The 17,987-nt window shown below is 61.4% G+C and carries 17 protein-coding genes; 14 read left to right on the forward strand and 3 right to left on the reverse strand.

Annotation, left to right across the window (positions count from 1 at the left end; all coding sequences use genetic code 11):
* Window positions 1–6 precede the first annotated feature (6 nt).
* Entirely contained in the window at window positions 7–888 is an 882-nt protein-coding gene (locus R2855_12815; protein MEZ4531889.1) for an ABC transporter permease, read from the forward strand.
* Here the strand turns inward: R2855_12815 and R2855_12820 are convergent.
* Window positions 836–1,291, reverse strand: a complete 456-nt coding sequence (locus R2855_12820; GenBank protein ID MEZ4531890.1) for a VanZ family protein — start codon at window positions 1,289–1,291, stop codon at window positions 836–838. The two genes, R2855_12815 and R2855_12820, sit on opposite strands and share 53 nt — an antisense overlap.
* A 120-nt stretch (window positions 1,292–1,411) precedes the next feature.
* On the opposite strand from R2855_12820, the gene sdhC reads away from it, so the two are divergent.
* From sdhC to thrB, 10 genes are all read left to right on the forward strand, one after another.
* Window positions 1,412–2,305 carry a succinate dehydrogenase, cytochrome b556 subunit gene (sdhC, locus tag R2855_12825; GenBank protein MEZ4531891.1) on the forward strand — a complete coding sequence of 298 codons (894 nt, stop codon included), beginning with the start codon at window positions 1,412–1,414 and terminating at the stop codon, window positions 2,303–2,305.
* A 126-nt stretch (window positions 2,306–2,431) separates the two neighbouring features.
* A complete protein-coding gene (locus R2855_12830; protein MEZ4531892.1) occupies window positions 2,432–3,271 on the forward strand; it encodes an NfeD family protein in 840 nt (279 codons plus the stop codon).
* A 48-nt stretch (window positions 3,272–3,319) separates the two neighbouring features.
* Complete coding sequence (locus R2855_12835) at window positions 3,320–4,108, forward strand: slipin family protein (GenBank protein ID MEZ4531893.1); 789 nt, start codon at window positions 3,320–3,322, stop codon at window positions 4,106–4,108.
* Between the two features lie 10 nt (window positions 4,109–4,118).
* Window positions 4,119–5,420, forward strand: coding sequence for an ArgE/DapE family deacylase (locus R2855_12840; GenBank protein ID MEZ4531894.1), 1,302 nt, complete (start codon window positions 4,119–4,121; stop codon window positions 5,418–5,420).
* Window positions 5,421–5,547: 127 nt separating this feature from the next.
* Entirely contained in the window at window positions 5,548–6,735 is a 1,188-nt protein-coding gene (locus tag R2855_12845) for a mandelate racemase/muconate lactonizing enzyme family protein (protein ID MEZ4531895.1), read from the forward strand.
* A complete protein-coding gene (locus R2855_12850) occupies window positions 6,732–7,634 on the forward strand; it encodes a dihydrodipicolinate synthase family protein (protein ID MEZ4531896.1) in 903 nt (300 codons plus the stop codon). The genes R2855_12845 and R2855_12850 overlap by 4 nt, the downstream gene beginning before the upstream one ends.
* A gap of 128 nt (window positions 7,635–7,762) precedes the next feature.
* Entirely contained in the window at window positions 7,763–8,422 is a 660-nt protein-coding gene (locus tag R2855_12855; protein ID MEZ4531897.1) for a class F sortase, read from the forward strand.
* Window positions 8,423–8,510: 88 nt separating this feature from the next.
* Complete coding sequence (locus R2855_12860; protein ID MEZ4531898.1) at window positions 8,511–9,305, forward strand: hypothetical protein; 795 nt, start codon at window positions 8,511–8,513, stop codon at window positions 9,303–9,305.
* A 176-nt stretch (window positions 9,306–9,481) separates the two neighbouring features.
* A complete protein-coding gene (gene thrC, locus R2855_12865; GenBank protein MEZ4531899.1) occupies window positions 9,482–10,696 on the forward strand; it encodes a threonine synthase in 1,215 nt (404 codons plus the stop codon).
* Window positions 10,680–11,582, forward strand: coding sequence for a homoserine kinase (thrB, locus tag R2855_12870; GenBank protein MEZ4531900.1), 903 nt, complete (start codon window positions 10,680–10,682; stop codon window positions 11,580–11,582). The genes thrC and thrB overlap by 17 nt, the downstream gene beginning before the upstream one ends.
* Before the next feature lie 35 nt (window positions 11,583–11,617).
* On the opposite strand, the gene R2855_12875 is transcribed toward thrB, so the two are convergent.
* Both R2855_12875 and R2855_12880 read right to left on the reverse strand, forming a co-directional pair.
* The gene (locus R2855_12875; protein ID MEZ4531901.1) at window positions 11,618–12,055 is read right to left on the reverse strand and encodes a GNAT family N-acetyltransferase; all 438 of its coding nucleotides are present in this window, start codon (window positions 12,053–12,055) and stop codon (window positions 11,618–11,620) included.
* Window positions 12,056–12,062: 7 nt separating this feature from the next.
* Window positions 12,063–13,082: a sugar kinase gene (locus R2855_12880; GenBank protein ID MEZ4531902.1), complete on the reverse strand. Its 1,020-nt coding sequence runs from the start codon at window positions 13,080–13,082 to the stop codon at window positions 12,063–12,065.
* 246 nt (window positions 13,083–13,328) lie between these two features.
* Between R2855_12880 and ugpC the strand changes: the two genes are divergently transcribed.
* The 3 genes from ugpC to nosZ all read left to right on the forward strand — a co-directional run bounded on the left by ugpC (window position 13,329) and on the right by nosZ (window position 17,973).
* Complete coding sequence (ugpC, locus tag R2855_12885) at window positions 13,329–14,444, forward strand: sn-glycerol-3-phosphate ABC transporter ATP-binding protein UgpC (GenBank protein ID MEZ4531903.1); 1,116 nt, start codon at window positions 13,329–13,331, stop codon at window positions 14,442–14,444.
* 145 nt (window positions 14,445–14,589) lie between these two features.
* Window positions 14,590–15,738 carry an aminotransferase class I/II-fold pyridoxal phosphate-dependent enzyme gene (locus R2855_12890; GenBank protein ID MEZ4531904.1) on the forward strand — a complete coding sequence of 383 codons (1,149 nt, stop codon included), beginning with the start codon at window positions 14,590–14,592 and terminating at the stop codon, window positions 15,736–15,738.
* A gap of 222 nt (window positions 15,739–15,960) precedes the next feature.
* Window positions 15,961–17,973 (forward strand): Sec-dependent nitrous-oxide reductase, encoded by a 2,013-nt coding sequence (gene nosZ, locus R2855_12895; protein ID MEZ4531905.1) that lies wholly within the window; start codon window positions 15,961–15,963, stop codon window positions 17,971–17,973.
* The last annotated feature ends 14 nt before the right edge of the window (window positions 17,974–17,987 follow it).

The raw sequence follows: 17,987 nt of genomic DNA on the forward strand, positions 1-17,987 counted from the left end.
AAGCGTATGGCCGATTTCTTCGACGTGAACCTGCTCAAGGCGGTGCTGCGCATGGCAACCCCGCTCATCTTTGCGGCCATGGGTGGTCTCATCTGCGAGCGCTCGGGTGTCATGAACATCGGGCTCGAAGGAATGATGCTGACCGGCGCCTTTGTGGGTGTGCTGGGCACCTACTACCTCCACAATCCATGGTGGGGCCTTATTTGCGCCATCTTGGCTGGCGGCGCGGTGGGATTGATTCACGCCTTCTGGAGCATCGGCCTGCGGTCTGACCAGATCGTGACCGGAACAGCCATCAATCTGCTTGCCGCCGGAATAACCATCTTTCTCACACAACGGATATGGGGTCAAGCCGGGCGTACTCCAAACGTGGAGACGCTGCCCACGGTGGCTGGCGGCTTGAGCATCCTCGTGCCGCTTGCGTTCGTGACCGTACCGATCGTCTGGTACTTCCTGCGCGCGACGAAGCCGGGCCTGCGATTGATGGCGAGCGGCGAAAGTCCGCAAGCGGCGGAGAGTGTCGGCATTGCGGTCGATCGAACGCGCTATCTCGCGGTGATGGCCAGTGGCATGCTGGCCGCGGCAGGAGGCGCGTATCTCTCGATCGGCTCGCTCTCGCTCTTCACACGCGACATGACCGCGGGCCGCGGATTCATTGCGTTGGCGGCGGTTATCTTCGGCAACTGGATGCCGCTTGGAACGCTTGGTGCCTGTCTGTTGTTCGCGGGCGCGCAGGCGCTACAGATCCAGGGACAGGTCAAGGGCATCGGCATTCCCACCGAGCTCTTGCTGGCGCTGCCCTATCTGCTGACACTGATCGCGCTGGCAGGATTCGTCAGGAATTCCCGTCCGCCGGCCGGTTTGGGTCAGCATCCGACGACCCACTAGCCGAGCCGTCTCGCCAGTCGAGCAATTGCATCGCGGCGAGCGCGCCTGCGCACGCTCCAAGGAAGTCGACCAACAAGTCTTCGACGTCTGTCTGGCGGTTGGGAACGAACGATTGGTGGAACTCGTCGGTAACGCCGTAGATCGTGGCCAGCACGATTGCCGCCAGAAGCGCCTTTACCGCGCTCCAGCCGAGCCAGCGCAAGAACACGGCCAGTGAGGCGCCAAGCGCCGCGTACGCGAAAAAGTGACCAGCCACGCTTTGCACATCCCGGCTGCCATCGAGATCCGGTAGTTGTGACCGGCTCGACAGGAAGAAGATCACCGCCATGACGGCGATCGGTGTTCCCACAGCCATCCACGCGGGCATGGAGCGGGGAATGTCAGTTTTTTCGATCTCGGTCATGCTGCATCCGTTCGGGCGGCCGCGAATCGGCCCCCGCAAGATCGTACAATGACGTGACAAGGAACAGGCCGCATACGTGCGAATTCACGCGGCCGGAGAGGACAGGAAGGACTGAAGTCGATGTCGGCGGTGGTTTCAGAGCGACCGAATTCAGAGCTCAGCGCGGGCATCCCAGGGTTCGACCGGCTCGTGTGGTACTTCCTCCGGGTGTCGGGACTGGCGCTGGTGCTCCTGGCGTGCGGTCACCTCATCATCACGCACTTCGTCAATGTCCCTTCGGAGACAGTGTTCGATTTCGTTGCGAACCGGTGGGCCAGCCCCTTCTGGCGCACGTTCGATTTCCTGCTTCTTTTCTTTGCGCTCTGGCACGGCATCCTCGGCATGCGGAGTATTTCTACCGATCTGGTGCGAGCGCCGGGGTGGCGAGTGGCCGTGAACGCGCTCTGGTGGGTGATCGGCATCGTCTTCTTCGCGCTCGGCACAGTCACGATCTTCGCGTTCGATGAAGCACAAGGCCGCGCGAATACCGGGCCACTGGCAGATGCGTTTTGGGTGGCCGATGCGATCGCCTGGTCGCTCTACATCTTCGCCGCGCTCACGTATGTGGGCGGCGTGTTATTGGTGATCTACATCGCCCGGCATATCAGCCTGGGCACTCGCCCGATTTACCGTGGCGACCTGGGACAATACGCCTGGATTCTGCATCGCGTGGCAGGCGCTGGGATTGTCTTCTTCCTGTTGGTCCACATTGTGGACATCATGCTCATCGGATTCGGCCACGAGGTGTACGACGAGGCTGTTTCGGTCTATTCCAATGCCTTCCTGATTCCGATGGAGATTGCGCTGGTGGGAGCGGTCTTCTACCACACATTCAACGGGCTGCGAATCATGTTGGTCAACTTCTCCAAGTGGGGACTGCATCGCCAGAAGTCCCTCTTCTGGGTGTCCCTGGGCATCACCGTTGTGCTCACCGCGATCAGCGCCTGGATCATCGTCGCTCACGAGTTCATGTAGGGAGCGATTTCCCGTCGTCCGACCCGATCATGCCCAGGCAATCCGCCCGGGTCTTGGGATCGCGAGATTCTTCGAACTGCAGCCCGGCTATCATTGATCGTAGCGACCCGTTCGTCCGGAACAGGGATGACGCGATTGAGAATACGGGCGATCAACAAAGCGAGCGCATCGGGTGCGGTCCTCTTCGGACTCATGGGCGCGCTTGCCCTGTTCGATGAGGCTGGCGCGGCGAACCCGCCAGCGGGAACCATCATGGCGCCGCTTTCGCTCGCCTCCGTGGGGGAACGAGTCATCGACGCGCTCTCCAATCCGACCGTTGCCTACATCTTGCTGAGCCTTGGCATGTTCGGCGTCTTCCTGGAAGTAGCCGCACCAGGCGGTTTTCTCCCAGGGCTGACCGGGGTTGTTCTTGTTGCGGTCGGCGCTTTGCTCCTGAACAACTCGACCGAGATCGATTGGGTCGGCGCGGCAATCATGGCCGCGGCATTCTTGCTCTTTGTGGCCGATATCTTTCTTCCTTCGGCGGGACTGCTCACGCTCGGAGGGTTGGTGGCGTTTGTCTATGGATCGTTTCGCCTGACCGCATCCGATTCTGGAGACGACGCAATTGCCAGGCCCGCCATCTGGGTCATGGCAGTGCTCTTTGCGGTCTTTTTCCTCATGCTAGGAGGATTGGCCTTGAAAACGCGATTTGGTCGTTCGAATGTCGGCCGCGACGGACTTCTGGGCACCATCGGCGTCGTGCGACAGACACTTGCGCCGAGCGGCATGGTCTTCGCGCAGGGAGAGCTCTGGAGCGCGACGCTGGACGAATCGACCGGCAACCATGAGCTCGCGGAAGGAAAGTCGGTCGTTGTCATTGGACTCGACGGGCTGCGCGTGATCGTTCGACCGGCGACAGAAGCCGAGCAGCGAAGCGGCGCTTCGGTGGCAGTTCCCCCCTGGGGAAGTCCCGAGCCAGTCTAGTCAACTCGTCGGGTCCAACCCGGAACCGCTCGAAAGGAGCAACACCATATGGCCGCAGTCGGGCTTGGCATTGTCCTGATCGTTCTCCTCTTCCTGCTGATCGTGTTGCTCGCATCGGTCAAGATCGTGCGCGAGTACGAGCGGGGCGTCGTCTTTCGCCTTGGGCGGTTGGTTGGCCCACGAGGTCCTGGACTCATCTTGCTCGTGCCGTTCATCGAGCGCATGATGAAAGTCGATCTCCGCACCGTCACGATGGACGTTCCCGCCCAGGAGGTCATCACCCGCGACAACGTGACCGTTCGCGTGAATGCGGTTTCGTATTTCCGTGTGATCGACCCGTCTGCCGCTGTCACCAACGTTACCGACTACATCCGGGCCACATCGCAGATCGCGCAAACCACGCTGCGCAGTGTGCTGGGGCAGTCGTCGCTCGACGAACTGCTCTCGGAGCGCGAAAAGATCAACTCCGAGCTCCAGCGCATCATCGACGAGCAAACCGAACCGTGGGGCGTCAAGGTTTCGATTGTCGAGGTGAAGGACGTCGAACTTCCCCAGTCGATGCAGCGTGCGATGGCCCGCCAGGCGGAAGCCGAACGCGAGAAGCGAGCCAAGATCATTCATGCGGAAGGTGAGTTCCAGGCCAGCAAACAGCTGGCAGAAGCAGCGAATGTCATCGCGGAACAGCCAGTCGCGCTGCAGCTTCGCTATCTGCAAACCTTGGGGGAAATCGGAGCCGAGAAGAACACCACGATTGTCTTCCCATTGCCGATCGAGCTCATTGGGTTGCTCCCCGAGAGCATCCTGAATGCGGAAGAGAACGCCTCGAAGAAGCGTTAGGCAGCGATCCATGAAGGAGACGCCAGCGCTACGAATCGCATCTGCCACCGACACTCTCGGCGCTGATCTCACCGATTTCACGCGGGCGCTGGTCGCGTGTCGGTCGGACAGTCAAAGTGAAGGCAATTCCGAGTTCCAGGGAGAAGCGACTCGCTGTCTCGACCTGATTGCGGAGAAGCTTGCGACGATTGGGTTCGAAGTCGAGCGATGGATCGAACCTCCGCGCTATCCGGCGCTCGCGGCTCGGCTGCCGGGTAGTGGTGGGGGCCGGTCGCTGGCGATCAATGGTCATATCGATGTCGTTCCCGTGGGCGACGATTCTGCCTGGACGCACCCTGCATGGGGAGGGGAGATCGCCGACGGAAAGCTTTGGGGCAGGGGGGCGTGCGATATGAAAGCCGGCGTCGCTGCCGGGGTCTTTGCCGCGCAGGCTATTGTCGACGCCGGTATCGAGCGCGCTGGCGATCTCTGGATGCACATCGTTGCTGACGAAGAAGTCGTTGGATGGAGCACTCGCCGGTTGGTGGAGCGGCTTCCAAGCGTCGATGCCGTCATCGTCGCTGAGCCGACCGAGCTCGATATCCTGCCAGTCGAGGGTGGACTGGTCCATCTGCGCATCGAGATCGACGGTCGCGAGAGCCATGCAGGCAATCGCTTCAAGTCGATTCACGCTGGCGGGTTGGGCGCTGAGGGTGGCGTCAACGCCATCGAAAAGGGAATCATCATCGCAACCGCGTTGCAGCGGCTCGAGCGCGACTGGGGAATCTATCGGTCGCATCCCCTGCTACCGCGCGGACACAACTCGATCATGCCCGGGATGTTCACCGGTGGACCAGGTGGAGGGGTGGATGGGCATCTCAACCTGATCTCCAATCCGGGTACCGCGCCGAACTACTGCTCGATCGAATACAACATCTGGTATTTGCCCAACGAAACCTTCGAGGGCATCCGCGACGAGATCGAAGCGTTCGTGCTGACCGTCTGCAAGACCGATCCCTGGTTGCGCGAGCATCCGCCAAGATTCACATGGAAGACGCGCAACGTCTTCTTTCCGCCAGTCGATACCCCGCCCGATCATCCAATTGTCGGAACGGTGGCGCGGGCGCTGGAGTCGATCGGTCGTTCCCCTCGGATCGATGGCTTTACGGCCGCGTCGGAGCTTGCCTGGTATGCGGATCAGGGAATCCCGGGTGTGATCTTTGGCCCGGGAAGCATCGCGCAGGCGCATTCGCCCGATGAGTTTGTGGCGCTCGATCAGCTTTACGACGCCGCTCGGGCGATGGCGTTGACCATTGCCGACTGGTGCGGCTGAGCCTGCGTCCGATACCTGCAAGCAAACATCGCCGATCTACCGGACAATCCCGCTAGACAGTTGTTCGCGCTCGCACGCCAACGAACCCGGCGAGTCGCCCCACCCAAGACCATGCGGAGGGATACCTGTGAGGATCACAAAGGCCACGACGTATATCGTTGGCAATCCATGGAAGAATTGGCTCTTCGTGCGGCTCGACACGGATGTGCCTGGGCTCTATGGCGTTGGTGAAGGCTCGCTCAATGGCTTTGCCAAGACCATCGAAGCCGCCATTCACGAGTTGTCGCACTTTTATGAAGGGATGGACCCGTTCCAGATCGAGATGATCTGTCAGCGCATGGGCCGTGACCCGTACAACGAGGGCGGCCAGGTGCATATGAACGCGGTGGCTGCGATCGAGACCGCCTGCTGGGACATCATCGGCAAGGAGCTTGGCCGGCCGATCTACGATCTGCTCGGCGGGCGCTGCTTCGAAGATCTCCCCGCCTATGCGAATGGCTGGTACCAGGGCGACCGCACCATCGAGAACTTCCAGGAGCGCGCCAGGATCGTGATGGACAAGGGGTACAAAGCCCTCAAGTTCGATCCGTTCGGCGCGGCGTGGCGCATCATGACGCCCTATGAGCGCCAACTCTCCTGCGACATCGTTGGCGCGGTGCGCGATGTGGTCGGACCGGAGGTCCAGATCATGGTCGAGGGGCACAAGCGCTTCAGTGTGCACGAAGCAATCCTGGTCGCCGACGAGATCGAGCAGTACAAACCGGCCTGGTTCGAGGAGCCGACCGACTTCGCGAAGATCGATGCGGTGGTCGAAGTTGCCAAGCACACGAACGTGCCGATCGCCACTGGCGAGAGCCTTTCGTATCCGTACCAGTTTGCCGAGCTGCTTTCCCACAATGCGGTCCACATTTTGCAACCCGACCCGTCCACGCTGGGAGGGATCCTGCGCACACGGCTGGTGTGCGGCATGGTGGACGCGTTCTACGGGGTGGTCGCCCCGCACCAGGCGCAGGGCCCGCTTTCGACATCCGCATGCATCCAAATCGGCGCATGCACGCCGAACCTGATGATCCAGGAACTGTTCGACGAGTTCAACGCCGATTGGGAGCACGATATCGTCACCAACCCGGTCAAGGTCGTCGATGGCCGTATCCAGATTCCGACCGAACCCGGGCTCGGGAACGATCTCAACTTCTCTGAGCTCGAAAAACATCCGTATCGCAAGACCAACTTCTTGCCACTCTTCAAGCCAGGCTGGGAACGGAGAGAGAGTGTCTCGTTCGTTCCGGGTGAAGGAATGGTCGCCGACGCATGACCGAGCTGCGGGGGTGCATACCGATTCTCTGCACGCCGTTCGATGCGGAGGACGCTATCGACCGAGCCGGGATGCGCGCGCAGATCGATTGGGTGCTGTCCGAAGGCGCGTCCGGTGTGGCCACCCTGGCCCTCGCGAGCGAGGGATATAAGCTCACCGACCGGGAGCGAGACGAAGTCACAGCGCTCGTCGTCGAGCATGTTGCCGGCAGGGTTCCGGTGGTCGTTTCGGCGGATGGCGCGGGCACGGCGGTGGCCGTCGACCGTGCCGTTCGCGCGGCCGCCATCGGTGCGGACGCGTTGATGGTGCTACCGCCGTACCTGGTCAAGCCGGGACCTGCTGCATTGATGGAGTACTACACTCGAATCGGCAACTCGGTCGATATTCCGGTCATGATCCAGGATGCGCCCCAACTGACAGGGGTATCGATGTCCCCGGCACTTTGGGTTCAGATTCATCGGCAGGCGAAAAACGTCTGCTACGTGAAAGCCGAAGGCACGCCGCAGGGGGCAACGATTTCCGCGGCGCTCGCGGAGAGCGACGGACAGCTGCGCGTCTTTTGCGGTTGGGGCGGGTTGGGCATTCTCGACGCGCTCGAGCGCGGGGCAGTCGGCAGCATGCCAGCCGCCAACTTCACCAGCGTGTTCGCCCGGATCCACGCGGCCTGGGATTCCGGGAATCGGACAGCAGCCGTTGATCTACTGAATGGCGCGCTTCCGTATTCGGTGTGGGCCATGCAGTCGCTCGATCACTCCGTCACCGCTGCCAAGCGTGAGCTCAAGCGACGTGGGGTGATTGCCAACGATCGACTGCGCCAGCCGACCACACCGCTGGATTCTGTCGGAGTCGCCCAGCTCGAGCAATGGATCGATTCGATACTGACACTGACGGCAGATTGATCTACCATACGTCCGGGTTGGGGGTGATACGCTTTCCGCTTGCCGCGCGTTAAAGTAGTATCCGCGGTCGAGCAATTGGTTACATTCCAGGCTCACCATTCGTACGTACGCACCAACGGAGTGAACAGATGGCAACGTCCCGGGCACGCTTTATCAAGGCGTTGTGGGCTTTTCTCATGGTAGCGACCTTGTCATTGGGCGGGTTGACGGTCGCATTCGCGCAGGATTCCCGCATCGAGCCGAGCACGCTGGGTGAGATGCCAACCAGTGGCGGTCTGCGACCCGGTCCGGCTGGCGCATTCGTGCAAACCGCGACCCCGGAAGCGAAGGGCGTTATTCCTGTCGCCATTCAGATCCCGAATGCCTTCGTCGACGCACAGGTCGAGAGCATCGATATCGTCGATGGCGTCATGCAGGATCCGACGGGACCGTGGGTGATTTCCTGGTACAAGCAGTCTCCGGGGTTGGGCGCGGTCGGCAATATTCTGATGGCTGGACACCTCGACTACTGGGACGTGGGGCCGGCGGTGCTCTACAACGTCAACAACCTGAATCAGGGTGACACCATCTCGGTCACAGGCGAAGACGGCGTCATCTACACCTATGAGGTCGACTGGCGTGAGAACTTTGCCACTGCAAACGCGCCGCTCGACAAGATCGTCGGTCCGACCGACAACGAGAGCTTGACCATCATCACCTGCGGTGGACCGTTCGATTACACCAACGGCGTCTACCTGGAGCGCACCATCGTCCGCGCGCATCGAGTCGAGACCCCGGTAACCGCCTAAACTCGTTTCGACATAACGCATCCGGAGAGCGGCGGCCGATTTCGGTCGCCGTTCATCATTTCTATGTCTATCCGGAAACGAGGGTGCATTGTCGTTCGACCGTGAGCAACTGCAGAAACTGATCGATCACGAAGACGGGGATGCGCTGCAGTTGTACCTGCAGGCGCATTCGAACCTTCCTGGTCCTCGCGGCAATCTCGAGCTCGCCGCGGACACAGCAGATCTTCTCGCCGCGAGCGATCTCGATTGGGCGATGGATCTCATCGACGGCTGGAGTCGCCTGGGTGAACTGCGCGCAGGAGGCAACGCTCCCGAGGTGATGCTGCCCTTTACTGCAGCCCAGACAGCTGGCGCGCTCTGGTCGCGGGCGGATCATGATCGACGCATGTTGTTGGAAGAATTGCTGCATCGGGGCGCCAACGATTCGCGCTGGCGAGTTCGCGAAGGGGTCGCCATGGGCATGCAGCGAATCGGATTCGCCTGTTTCGACGATTTGCGGGACCTGACCAATCGTTGGTCTGCCCAAGCGACCCTGCTGGAATGGAGGGCAATCGTGGCTGCCCTGGCCGAACCGCCCCTCCTGATCGATCGGTCCCGTGCCGAACTTGGTATCGATCGGAGTTGCCTCGCGCTGGAGGCGTTGCTTTCTCTGCCTGCGAACCAACGTGCTTCCGGCGATGCGCGCGGGCTGCGCGCTGCCCTGGGGTATGCGATCAGTGTGTTCCTGGTGGTCGATCCCGATGGTTTCGCGGACTTCGAGAAGATTGCGCGGATACCCAACAAAGATGCCCAGTGGATCGTCCGGGATAACCTGAAGAAAGCGCGCATCGCGAAGCGGTATCCCGATGAATGCGCCCACGTCTCCGGGATACTCAACGGATAAGGGGGAGAGTGGCCAGCGTGGTATGCTCAGCCGCTGAACGTTTCTGTGCGCATTTCGCGCGTTCCTGAAGACTTCGTGTGAGCTCGACGGCAGATCTCGACGACCGAACGACCGCATTGGGCCGCATTCGGCTGATTTGTATGGACTGCGGCGCAACTGCGACTGCCGAGTCTGCAGTGTCGGTTTGCCCTGCATGCGGTGGCTTGTTCGAGGCCGATCTCGCGCTTGGCCCGCTCGACCGGGGGGCGTTCGACCGGGATTCTACTGGGGCCAGGTTCTTTTCCGGCGTTTGGCGCTACCAACCGATGCTGCCACAGCTGCCCCAGGATTCCATCGTTTCACGGGCGGAGGGGCGCACCCCCATCTACTGGGACGAGCGTATCTCGGCCTACGCCGGTGTGCGCCTGCTTGGTCTGAAGCATGAGGGGCAGAATCCAACCGCCTCCTTCAAGGACCGAGGCATGACCGTTGGGGTCAGCCATGCAAAGGCCATCGGCGCCCGGATCGTCGCGTGCGCTTCGACCGGCAACACGTCGGCCTCGCTCGCCTCGTACGCAGCGGCCGGCGGCATGCAGGGACTTGTGATCATCCCGGAAGGGAAGATCGCCGGCGGAAAGCTCGCTCAGACGATTGCGATGGGCGCCCGAATTGTGCAGGTCGACGGGGATTTCGATATCGCCCTTGCGCTGTTGCGCCAGCTGACTGACAAGTACCCGGTCTATCTCGTCAACTCGGTCAACCCTTTTCGTATCGAAGGGCAGAAGACCATTGTCATCGAGATGCTCGAACAGCTCAACTGGGAAGTCCCGGATGTGATCGTGTTGCCGGGCGGCAATCTGGGAAACACAGCTGCATTCGGCAAGGCGCTATCCGATCTCGCCAAGACCGGACTAATCGATCGGCTCCCTCGTCTGATGACAATTCAGGCCGAGGGAGCGGCTCCCTTTGCCGACTATTTCGACTCGGGTTTCGACCGATATGAGGCCGTCAAGGCGGAAACCGTGGCAACCGCCATCAAGATCGGCGATCCGGCCAGCATCGAACGCGCCCGGCGCGCGATTCAGCTGACGGACGGGCATGTCGCGCGCGTTTCGGACGATGAGATCCTGGCTGCCAAGTCATGGATCGACCGGGTGGGGATCGGTTGCGAACCCGCCTCTGCCGCATCGCTGGCAGGGGTGAAAAAGCTGGTCGCCGAGGGACACATCGATCCAGAAGCGACGGTTGTCGGCGTCCTCACCGGTCAATTGCTCAAAGACGCTGACGCGGTCATTGGTTACCACCTTGGGACGCTCGGCGGTCCGGATCGACCGAACGTCAACCGGCCGGTCACGATCGAGCCAACCATGGACGCGCTGGAACGGACACTCGACGATGCGCTTTCGCGTTAAGGCTCCCGCCTCCAGCGCCAATCTCGGACCCGGTTTCGATGCGCTTGGACTTGCGCTCGACCTCTGGAATGAGCTCGAGATCGACACCGACGGCGAGCCGGGGGCGGTGACGGTCGAAGGGGCTGATGGCTCGCTGCTCGCCGACAAGCAGAACTACAGTCTCAACGCCATGCAGGAACTTGCGCACCTGCATGGCAAGGAGCTGCCAGGGTTCTCGATGGCTATTCGGGCCAATGTCCCGGTGGCGCGTGGGCTCGGCAGTTCTGCGGCCGCGCTGGCATGCGGGTTGGTGGCTGGCAACGAGGTTGCTCAACTCGGATTGAGCATGAACGATCTTTTTCTGCATTCCTGGCAGATGGAAGGGCATGGCGACAACGTCGGCGCGGCCTTTTTCGGCGGCGCGATCCTTGCTGTGGTCGGGATGTCTCATGCCATCCTCCTTTCCAATGGCGACGATCTTGGCTTGATGGCTGTGACCTTTATTCCCGAGGCAACGAGCGCCACCTGGGCCGCCAGAGCTGCGTTGCCTTCCACGATTCCTCTGCCAGACGCCGCGTTCAACGTCGGCGTCGCATCCGGGCTCACCTGGGGGCTGGCAACTGGCAACCGGGAAGCCATCGCGGCCGGCATGCGTGATCGTCTGCATGAGCCGTACCGCGCTCGACTCTTTCCCCATCTCACACCGATGACCGATGCCGCCCGGCAGGCGGGTGCGATCGGCGCCTCGTTGAGCGGAGCCGGTCCGACGATCCTCACGCTGGTCGAGCCCGAGAACGCTGACGCGGTTTGCGCCGCGCTTTCCGAGGTTGCCCGCGAGCACGAGGTCCAGGGAGAGGTCAAGCCGCTCAAGCCCACATCGTGTGGAGTTTCGATCGAGCATCTATAGGCGGCAGGCGGCAGGCGGCAGGCGGCAGGCAGGAACTACTGCGTCAGGTCGAGCCGGGCTGTTTTCTCTCCCCAGTCGGCGATGCCAGTTGGCTCGAACCCCTGATTCAGGTAGAGACGCTCCGCCACACTGTTTTCGGGGTGCCAGCCGACGTCGACCTCGGTGTAGCCCTCGTCGCGCATCCGTCTGATCACCCGTTGCAACGCTTCTTTTCCCAATCCCTGTCCCTGGTACCGTTTGTCGATCATGAGGCGGAACAGCCACACCTGTCCGTCTTGCTCGGCCGTCCCATACATGACGAATCCGACCATCGTCCCGCCTCGATAGATGCCCAGTGGGACGAGTTCCGGGTGATAGAGCGATTCGGCGATCGACCAGGCGTTGGAACGTACGAACGCTCGCTGGTGCTCGTCGACGTCCAGCGAGGCCGCCGTTTCCCAGTTCTGAATGGTGATCGGAATCAGAACGATCACCGCGGTCTCACCGTTGCAGCACGCCGCCGTCGGTTGCCAGGATGGCAGCTTCGATCTCGGCACGGTTGGCGGCAAGGAAATCGCCCGGCATTGTGTGTTTGAGCGCCGAGGCGGCCAATCCGAGCTCCAGCGACCGATTGAGATTCGCAGGGTCCTCGATGTAGCCGGCAATGAATCCGCCAGCAAAGGCATCTCCCCCGCCAAGCCGGTCGACGACCTCCACCTCGGTCCAATCCGTCTGGTGCAGGTGTCCGCTTGGACCAAGCGCCATTCCTGCAAGCTTGAGCGAGCGCGAGCGCTTGCCCTTCTTGCGGGTCATCACGCAGACGGCGATACCAAGTTTGTGAAGCGCGGTCGCCATCGCGGCTTCATGGTCTCCTTCGATGCCGAAGAAGGTATTCAGACCGCTGCGTGAGGCGAACATCACGTCGACCAGCGGAGCAATCTCCATGAAGCAGTGGCGCGCTTCTGCCTCGGACCACAGCTTCGAACGGTAGTTCAAGTCGAAAAACACCGGCACATTCGCCTTGTTGGCTGCCTGGATCGCAGTCATCGACTCGGCTCGCGCCGCTTCGCTTACCGCTGGCGTGATCCCGGAAATGTGAAATGCGCTTGCGCCCGAGAAGATCTCGCCCCAGTCGAACTCTCCCGGTTTCAGGCGTGCGAAGGCCGAGTGCTGCCGGTCATAGAGCACTGCGGAGGGACGAGGATCGGTGCCTTCCTCCAGCAGGTAGAGGCCCATGCGCCCATCCTCGTCACCGACCCAGTTGACGTGCGACAGATCGACCTGATGCGCGCGGCTCTGGCGGGCGAGGTAGTGTCCCAGTCCATTGTTGGGCAAGCGGGAGACCCATTCCGCCTCGACGCCCAGGCACGCGAGCGTTACCGCGGTGTTGAGTTCGGCGCCGCCTGGGCTCAGATCGAGCGAGATCGTCCGTTCGATCCGCTCGTTCCGCGGCGGAGTCAGCCGGACCATCCCCTCACCGAACGTGACCACTCGCGGACGCTTCGTCGCTTGCTCGGACATCGGATCTGCTTCCCTCATTTCGATGCGCTGCACGTGTTCCTCGAATTCTAGTGGCTGCAGCCCCGCTCCGGACGTGCGCCGCACTTGACACGAATCGAAGACCCGGCCAAACTGCGCGTGCACGTTGTAAGACGCCGTAACGGGCGCGATGAGTAAAGCGAATGGGCGGCTCATCGAAATTGGAGGGCGTTTCTGGGCTGAAGCGACACGGCTTCCGTCCCGTAGTCAGGAGAGAGTGGGGCAACGATGGCTCGCGTCATTTTCGACAATGTCACAAAGCGCTATTCCGGTGGCGTGACGGCGGTCTACCAACTCAACATGGAGGTCCAGGATCAGGAATTCCTGGTGTTGGTTGGTCCGTCCGGCTGCGGCAAGTCGACCGCCATGCGCATGGTCGCCGGCCTGGAGGAAATTTCCGACGGCCGCATCATCATCGGCGACCGGGTGGTCAATGACCTTCCACCGAAGGATCGCGACGTGGCCATGGTGTTCCAGAGCTACGCGCTCTATCCACACATGACGGTCTATGACAACCTCGCCTACCCGCTGAAACTCCGCAAGGTTCCCAAGCAGGAGCGCGATCGCCGTGTGCGAGAGGCCGCGCGGACGCTCGATATCGAGCCATTGCTCGATCGCAAGCCGAAGGCGCTTTCCGGCGGTCAGCGGCAGCGCGTGGCGTTGGGACGAGCAATCGTGCGCAATGCCGATGTCTTCCTCATGGACGAGCCGCTTTCGAACCTGGACGCAAAGCTCCGCGTGCAAACCCGCGCAGAGCTCATCAAGCTGCATGAGCGCGTGAGCACGACGACCATCTACGTGACCCACGACCAGGTCGAGGCCATGACGATGGGCGACCGGATCGCCGTCATGAGCCTGGGCGTCTTGCAGCAGCTCGATACGCCGCAGCGGCTGTATGACATGCCGGCCAACAAGTTCGTGGCCGGGTTCATTGGCTCTCCGTCGATGAACTTCATCGATACGACCATCGAGAAGCGCGAAGGACATCTCTACGCATCCAACCCGGGCGTGCTCAATATGCGCGTGCCGGATTGGAAAGAAAACGCGCTGGAGAAGTACATCGGCAAGAAGGTCATTCTTGGCGTTCGCCCCGAGCATCTCGTTCCCTGGGACCATGCAAATGGCATCGCCCCGTCTGACTCCAGAATTCCGGTCACCGTCGATGTGATCGAGTTGCTTGGTAACGAGATCTTCGTTTACCTGACGCTCGAGAATGGCGATACCATCACCGCCCGCATGGATCCGGATATCAAGCTGGAGCGCGGTCAGAAGCTGGAAGTCACGGCATCACCAGACAAACTGCACTTCTTCGATCCGGAAACGGAGTACGGCATCTACGTCTAGGCCAACGCCCGACAATGCAGCTCGAAGGGCCGGTTGCCGCCGGCCCTTCGTCGTTTTCCGAGCGTGCCGGGGGCATTTCTAGTTCGACGTATCTCCACTATTGGGTCGAGGGCGCTTTGTCCAAAGGAACGAGGGAAGGAACGATATGGGTGAGCAGGGCGACGGACTGGCTCCGGCAACCATCGCAGTCAAGGGCGGCAACGAGCACACCAGCGGGTCCGGTGTTTCGCCGTCGATTCAGCTTTCATCGACGTTCGTTCATGCCGGAGATCCAGGCAACCCGGACGACGGCATTTACTCCTACGGGCGCGGGGGATCGCCAGGGTTCACTGAGCTCGAGCGTGCGATTGCCGAACTGGAGCATGGAACGGACGCGGTCGTCTTCAACGCCGGAATCTCCGCCGCCATTGCGGCGCTTGCCGAAGGCGCCAATGGAACGGCTGTCGTGTTGCCCTACGATGCCTACTATGGCATTCGCGCTCGTGCATCTGAACTGCTGCCGCAGCGAGGCATCGAGGTCCGTTTCGTCGATCAATCGAACCTCGACGATCTGCGCGAAACGCTCGACGGCGCCTCGCTCTTGTGGACAGAGACTCCCACCAACCCGTTGCTTGCTATCGCTGACCTGGAAGCGGTCGGCAACCTATGCGCGGAGATGGGCATCCCCTGGTTCTGCGACAACACCTTTGCCACCCCGATATCGCAGAATCCGCTCGAATACGGCGCGGCTGGCGCCATGCACAGTGTCACCAAGTACATTGGCGGACACAGCGATCTGATCCTTGGCGCGGTGGCCGTGAACGACTCGGCCCTCGCCGGTCGGTTGCGCGGTCGTCGTGGCGATGTTGGGACGCAACCGGACGGGTTTACCTGCTGGCTGGCGCGGCGTGGTTCGCAAACGCTGGCGGTGCGTTTCGAACGGCAGTGCGAGAACGCCCTCGAACTGGCCCGCCGGCTCGATGCTCATCCTGCGGTGGAACATGTCTACTATCCTGGGCTCCCGGCCCATCCCGGGCATGCGACTGCAAAGAAGCAGATGCGGGGTTTCTTCGGCGCCATGCTCTCGTTCGTTGCAAGAGGAGGGCAGGAAGCCGCGCAACGGGTGGTCGACCGCTGCGAGATCTTCGTGCCCGCCACCAGTCTCGGTGGGGTCGAATCATTGATCGAGCGCCGCGCACGTTGGACCGCGGAGTCGGCTCATCCTGCCCTTCTTCGTCTTTCGATCGGTATCGAGGATGTCGAAGACTTGTGGCGAGATCTGGAAAGTGCCCTCTCATCGGGAGGGAATAGCTGATCCAATTTGTGCCCTTCGCGCCGTGGATTTCCTGGTTCGTGAGGATTGTTACGATTTTGTAACGGTAGCCTCAGCCCCCTCACAGGGTTGCCATGCTCTGGCCACTACAGTCGGCGCAGGCAAAGTGAGCTTCTTGGCATGGGCGCACCAACAGTGAATATCGCGCTTTCCGGGGAGTCGCTGAGCCTCGTACGGTTTCAGTAGAGTCCCGGAGGTGCCGGAATGGGTATATCGACAGATCTCGCGAAGGAACGAGTGAACCGGCGGACGATGATCAAGGGCGCCGCGGGTGTCACCGCAACAGGCGCCGCGTTGGGCATCGGCGCACGTATGGGCGACAACGGCGTCAAGGCAAGTTCGCTTCAGGAGAGTGTCGAAGCCATCGCCGAAGCGCGAGGGCTTACACCGCAAGATGTTCAGGCGGCGCTCAAGACGTTTGTCCCGAGCGGTGTGCACGACGATTTCCTGATCTTTAGCTCTGGCGGTCAGTCTGGTCAGGTGCTGGTAATCGGCGTTCCGTCGATGCGCCTGCTCAAAGTCATCGCCGTCTTCGCTCCCGAGCCATGGCAGGGCTTTGGGTTCTCGACCGAGACCCAGGAAGTCCTCGCCCAGGGCGCGGTCAACGGCCAGGTGCTGACCTATGGCGACACGCACCACCCCGGCCTCAGCGAGACCGAAGGCGAGTACGACGGACAGTGGCTTTTCATCAATGACAAGTCGAATGCCCGTATCGGCGTGATCGACCTGCGCGACTTCGAGACCAAGCAGATCGTCAAGAACCCGCACATCATCAGCAACCACGGCGGAACGTTCGTGACGCCGAACACCGAGTACATCATCGACGGTTCGCAATACGCGACTCCGCACTCGTGGGCGTATGCGCCGCTCGAGAATTATGCGGATGAGTACCGCGGCGCAATGACCTTCTGGAAGTTCGACCGCGATGCGGGCCGAATCGTTCCGGATCAGTCGTTCTCCGTCGAGCTTCCGCCGTATTGGAACGACCTCGCCGATGCCGGCAAGGGTCCGAGCATGGGCTGGATGTTCTCGAACACCTTCAACACCGAGATGTCCTTCGGCACCGGCGGTGGCGATCTGCCCCCGGTTGAGGTCGGCGCATCGCAGCGCGATATGGACTACCTGACCGTCATCAACTGGGAGAAGGCGGCGGAAGTCGTGGCGGCGGGCAAGTCCGAGGACATGAATGGGATGCAGATGATCCCGATGTCCGTGGCCGTCGAGGAAGGCTTGCTGTGGCAAGTCCCCGAGCCGAAGAGCCCGCACGGCGCCGATGTCACCCCGGACGGGAAGTACATCGTCGTCTCGGGCAAGCTCGATCCGCATGTGACCGTCTATAGCTTCGAGAAGATCCAGAAAGCGATCGCCGACGGGAACTACGAGCCGGATGCGTTCGGTGTTCCGGTGCTCGACTTCGAGTCTTGTGTCGAAGCCCAGGTGGAGCTCGGTCTTGGGCCCCTCCACACGCAGTTCGACGACAAGGGCTTTGCCTACACCAGCCTCTTCCTCGACAGCGGTATCGCGCGGTGGAAGGTTGGCGGAGAAGGAGTCGAAGACGGCTGGACGCTGGTCGACATGATTCCGATGCAATACAACACCGGCCACATCTGCGTCGCAGAGGGTGACACCGTTTCCCCGGCCGGGCATTACATGATCGGCATGAACAAGTGGGCGCTCGATCGCTTCCACCCGGTGGGACCGCTGCTGCCCCAGAACTTCCAGTTGATCGACATCAGTGGCGAGCAGCTGGAACTGATCTACGACATGCCGATTGGCATCGGCGAGCCGCACTACGTCCAGATGATCAAGTCGGAGCGCCTCGAGAACATCTGGGAGGTCTATCCGGAGGTCGGCTGGAACACGATGACGCAATCGCCGTCGGACGTTGCCGCCCAGATTGGCGAAGAGCGGATCGAGCGAGATGGCAGCAATGTCACCGTCTACATGACGTCGATTCGCAGCACGATCCGGCCCGACTTCATCGACATCAAGGTGGGTGACACCGTCACAATGAACATCACCAATGTCGAGATGGCGCTGGATGCCACGCACGGGTTCGTGATGCCTGGTCAGAACATCAACCTGAGCATCGAGCCGGGAGAGACGACATCGGTCACCTTTGTCGCCGACACACCGGGAACCTACCCGTACTACTGCACCGAGTTCTGCTCGGCCCTGCACCTCGAAATGATGGGCTACATGCTGGTTAGCCCGTAGTTGCAGCATCGGGC

This window comes from Thermomicrobiales bacterium, assembly GCA_041390825.1.
In the GTDB taxonomy this organism is placed as follows: Bacteria; Chloroflexota; Chloroflexia; order Thermomicrobiales; family UBA6265; genus JAMLHN01.

Bases quoted from the DNA above. Each gene is read 5' to 3' on its own strand.
- nosZ (MEZ4531905.1), top strand. From the start codon at position 15,961: ATGGGTATATCGACAGATCTCGCGAAGGAACGAGTGAACCGGCGGACG.
- R2855_12880 (MEZ4531902.1), bottom strand. From the start codon at position 13,082: ATGTCCGAGCAAGCGACGAAGCGTCCGCGAGTGGTCACGTTCGGTGAG.
- R2855_12835 (MEZ4531893.1), top strand. From the start codon at position 3,320: ATGGCCGCAGTCGGGCTTGGCATTGTCCTGATCGTTCTCCTCTTCCTG.
- R2855_12815 (MEZ4531889.1), top strand. From the start codon at position 7: ATGGCCGATTTCTTCGACGTGAACCTGCTCAAGGCGGTGCTGCGCATG.
- R2855_12890 (MEZ4531904.1), top strand. From the start codon at position 14,590: ATGGGTGAGCAGGGCGACGGACTGGCTCCGGCAACCATCGCAGTCAAG.
- R2855_12840 (MEZ4531894.1), top strand. From the start codon at position 4,119: ATGAAGGAGACGCCAGCGCTACGAATCGCATCTGCCACCGACACTCTC.
- R2855_12850 (MEZ4531896.1), top strand. From the start codon at position 6,732: ATGACCGAGCTGCGGGGGTGCATACCGATTCTCTGCACGCCGTTCGAT.
- R2855_12820 (MEZ4531890.1), bottom strand. From the start codon at position 1,291: ATGACCGAGATCGAAAAAACTGACATTCCCCGCTCCATGCCCGCGTGG.
- ugpC (MEZ4531903.1), top strand. From the start codon at position 13,329: ATGGCTCGCGTCATTTTCGACAATGTCACAAAGCGCTATTCCGGTGGC.
- R2855_12855 (MEZ4531897.1), top strand. From the start codon at position 7,763: ATGGCAACGTCCCGGGCACGCTTTATCAAGGCGTTGTGGGCTTTTCTC.
- R2855_12830 (MEZ4531892.1), top strand. From the start codon at position 2,432: ATGACGCGATTGAGAATACGGGCGATCAACAAAGCGAGCGCATCGGGT.
- sdhC (MEZ4531891.1), top strand. From the start codon at position 1,412: ATGTCGGCGGTGGTTTCAGAGCGACCGAATTCAGAGCTCAGCGCGGGC.
- thrB (MEZ4531900.1), top strand. From the start codon at position 10,680: ATGCGCTTTCGCGTTAAGGCTCCCGCCTCCAGCGCCAATCTCGGACCC.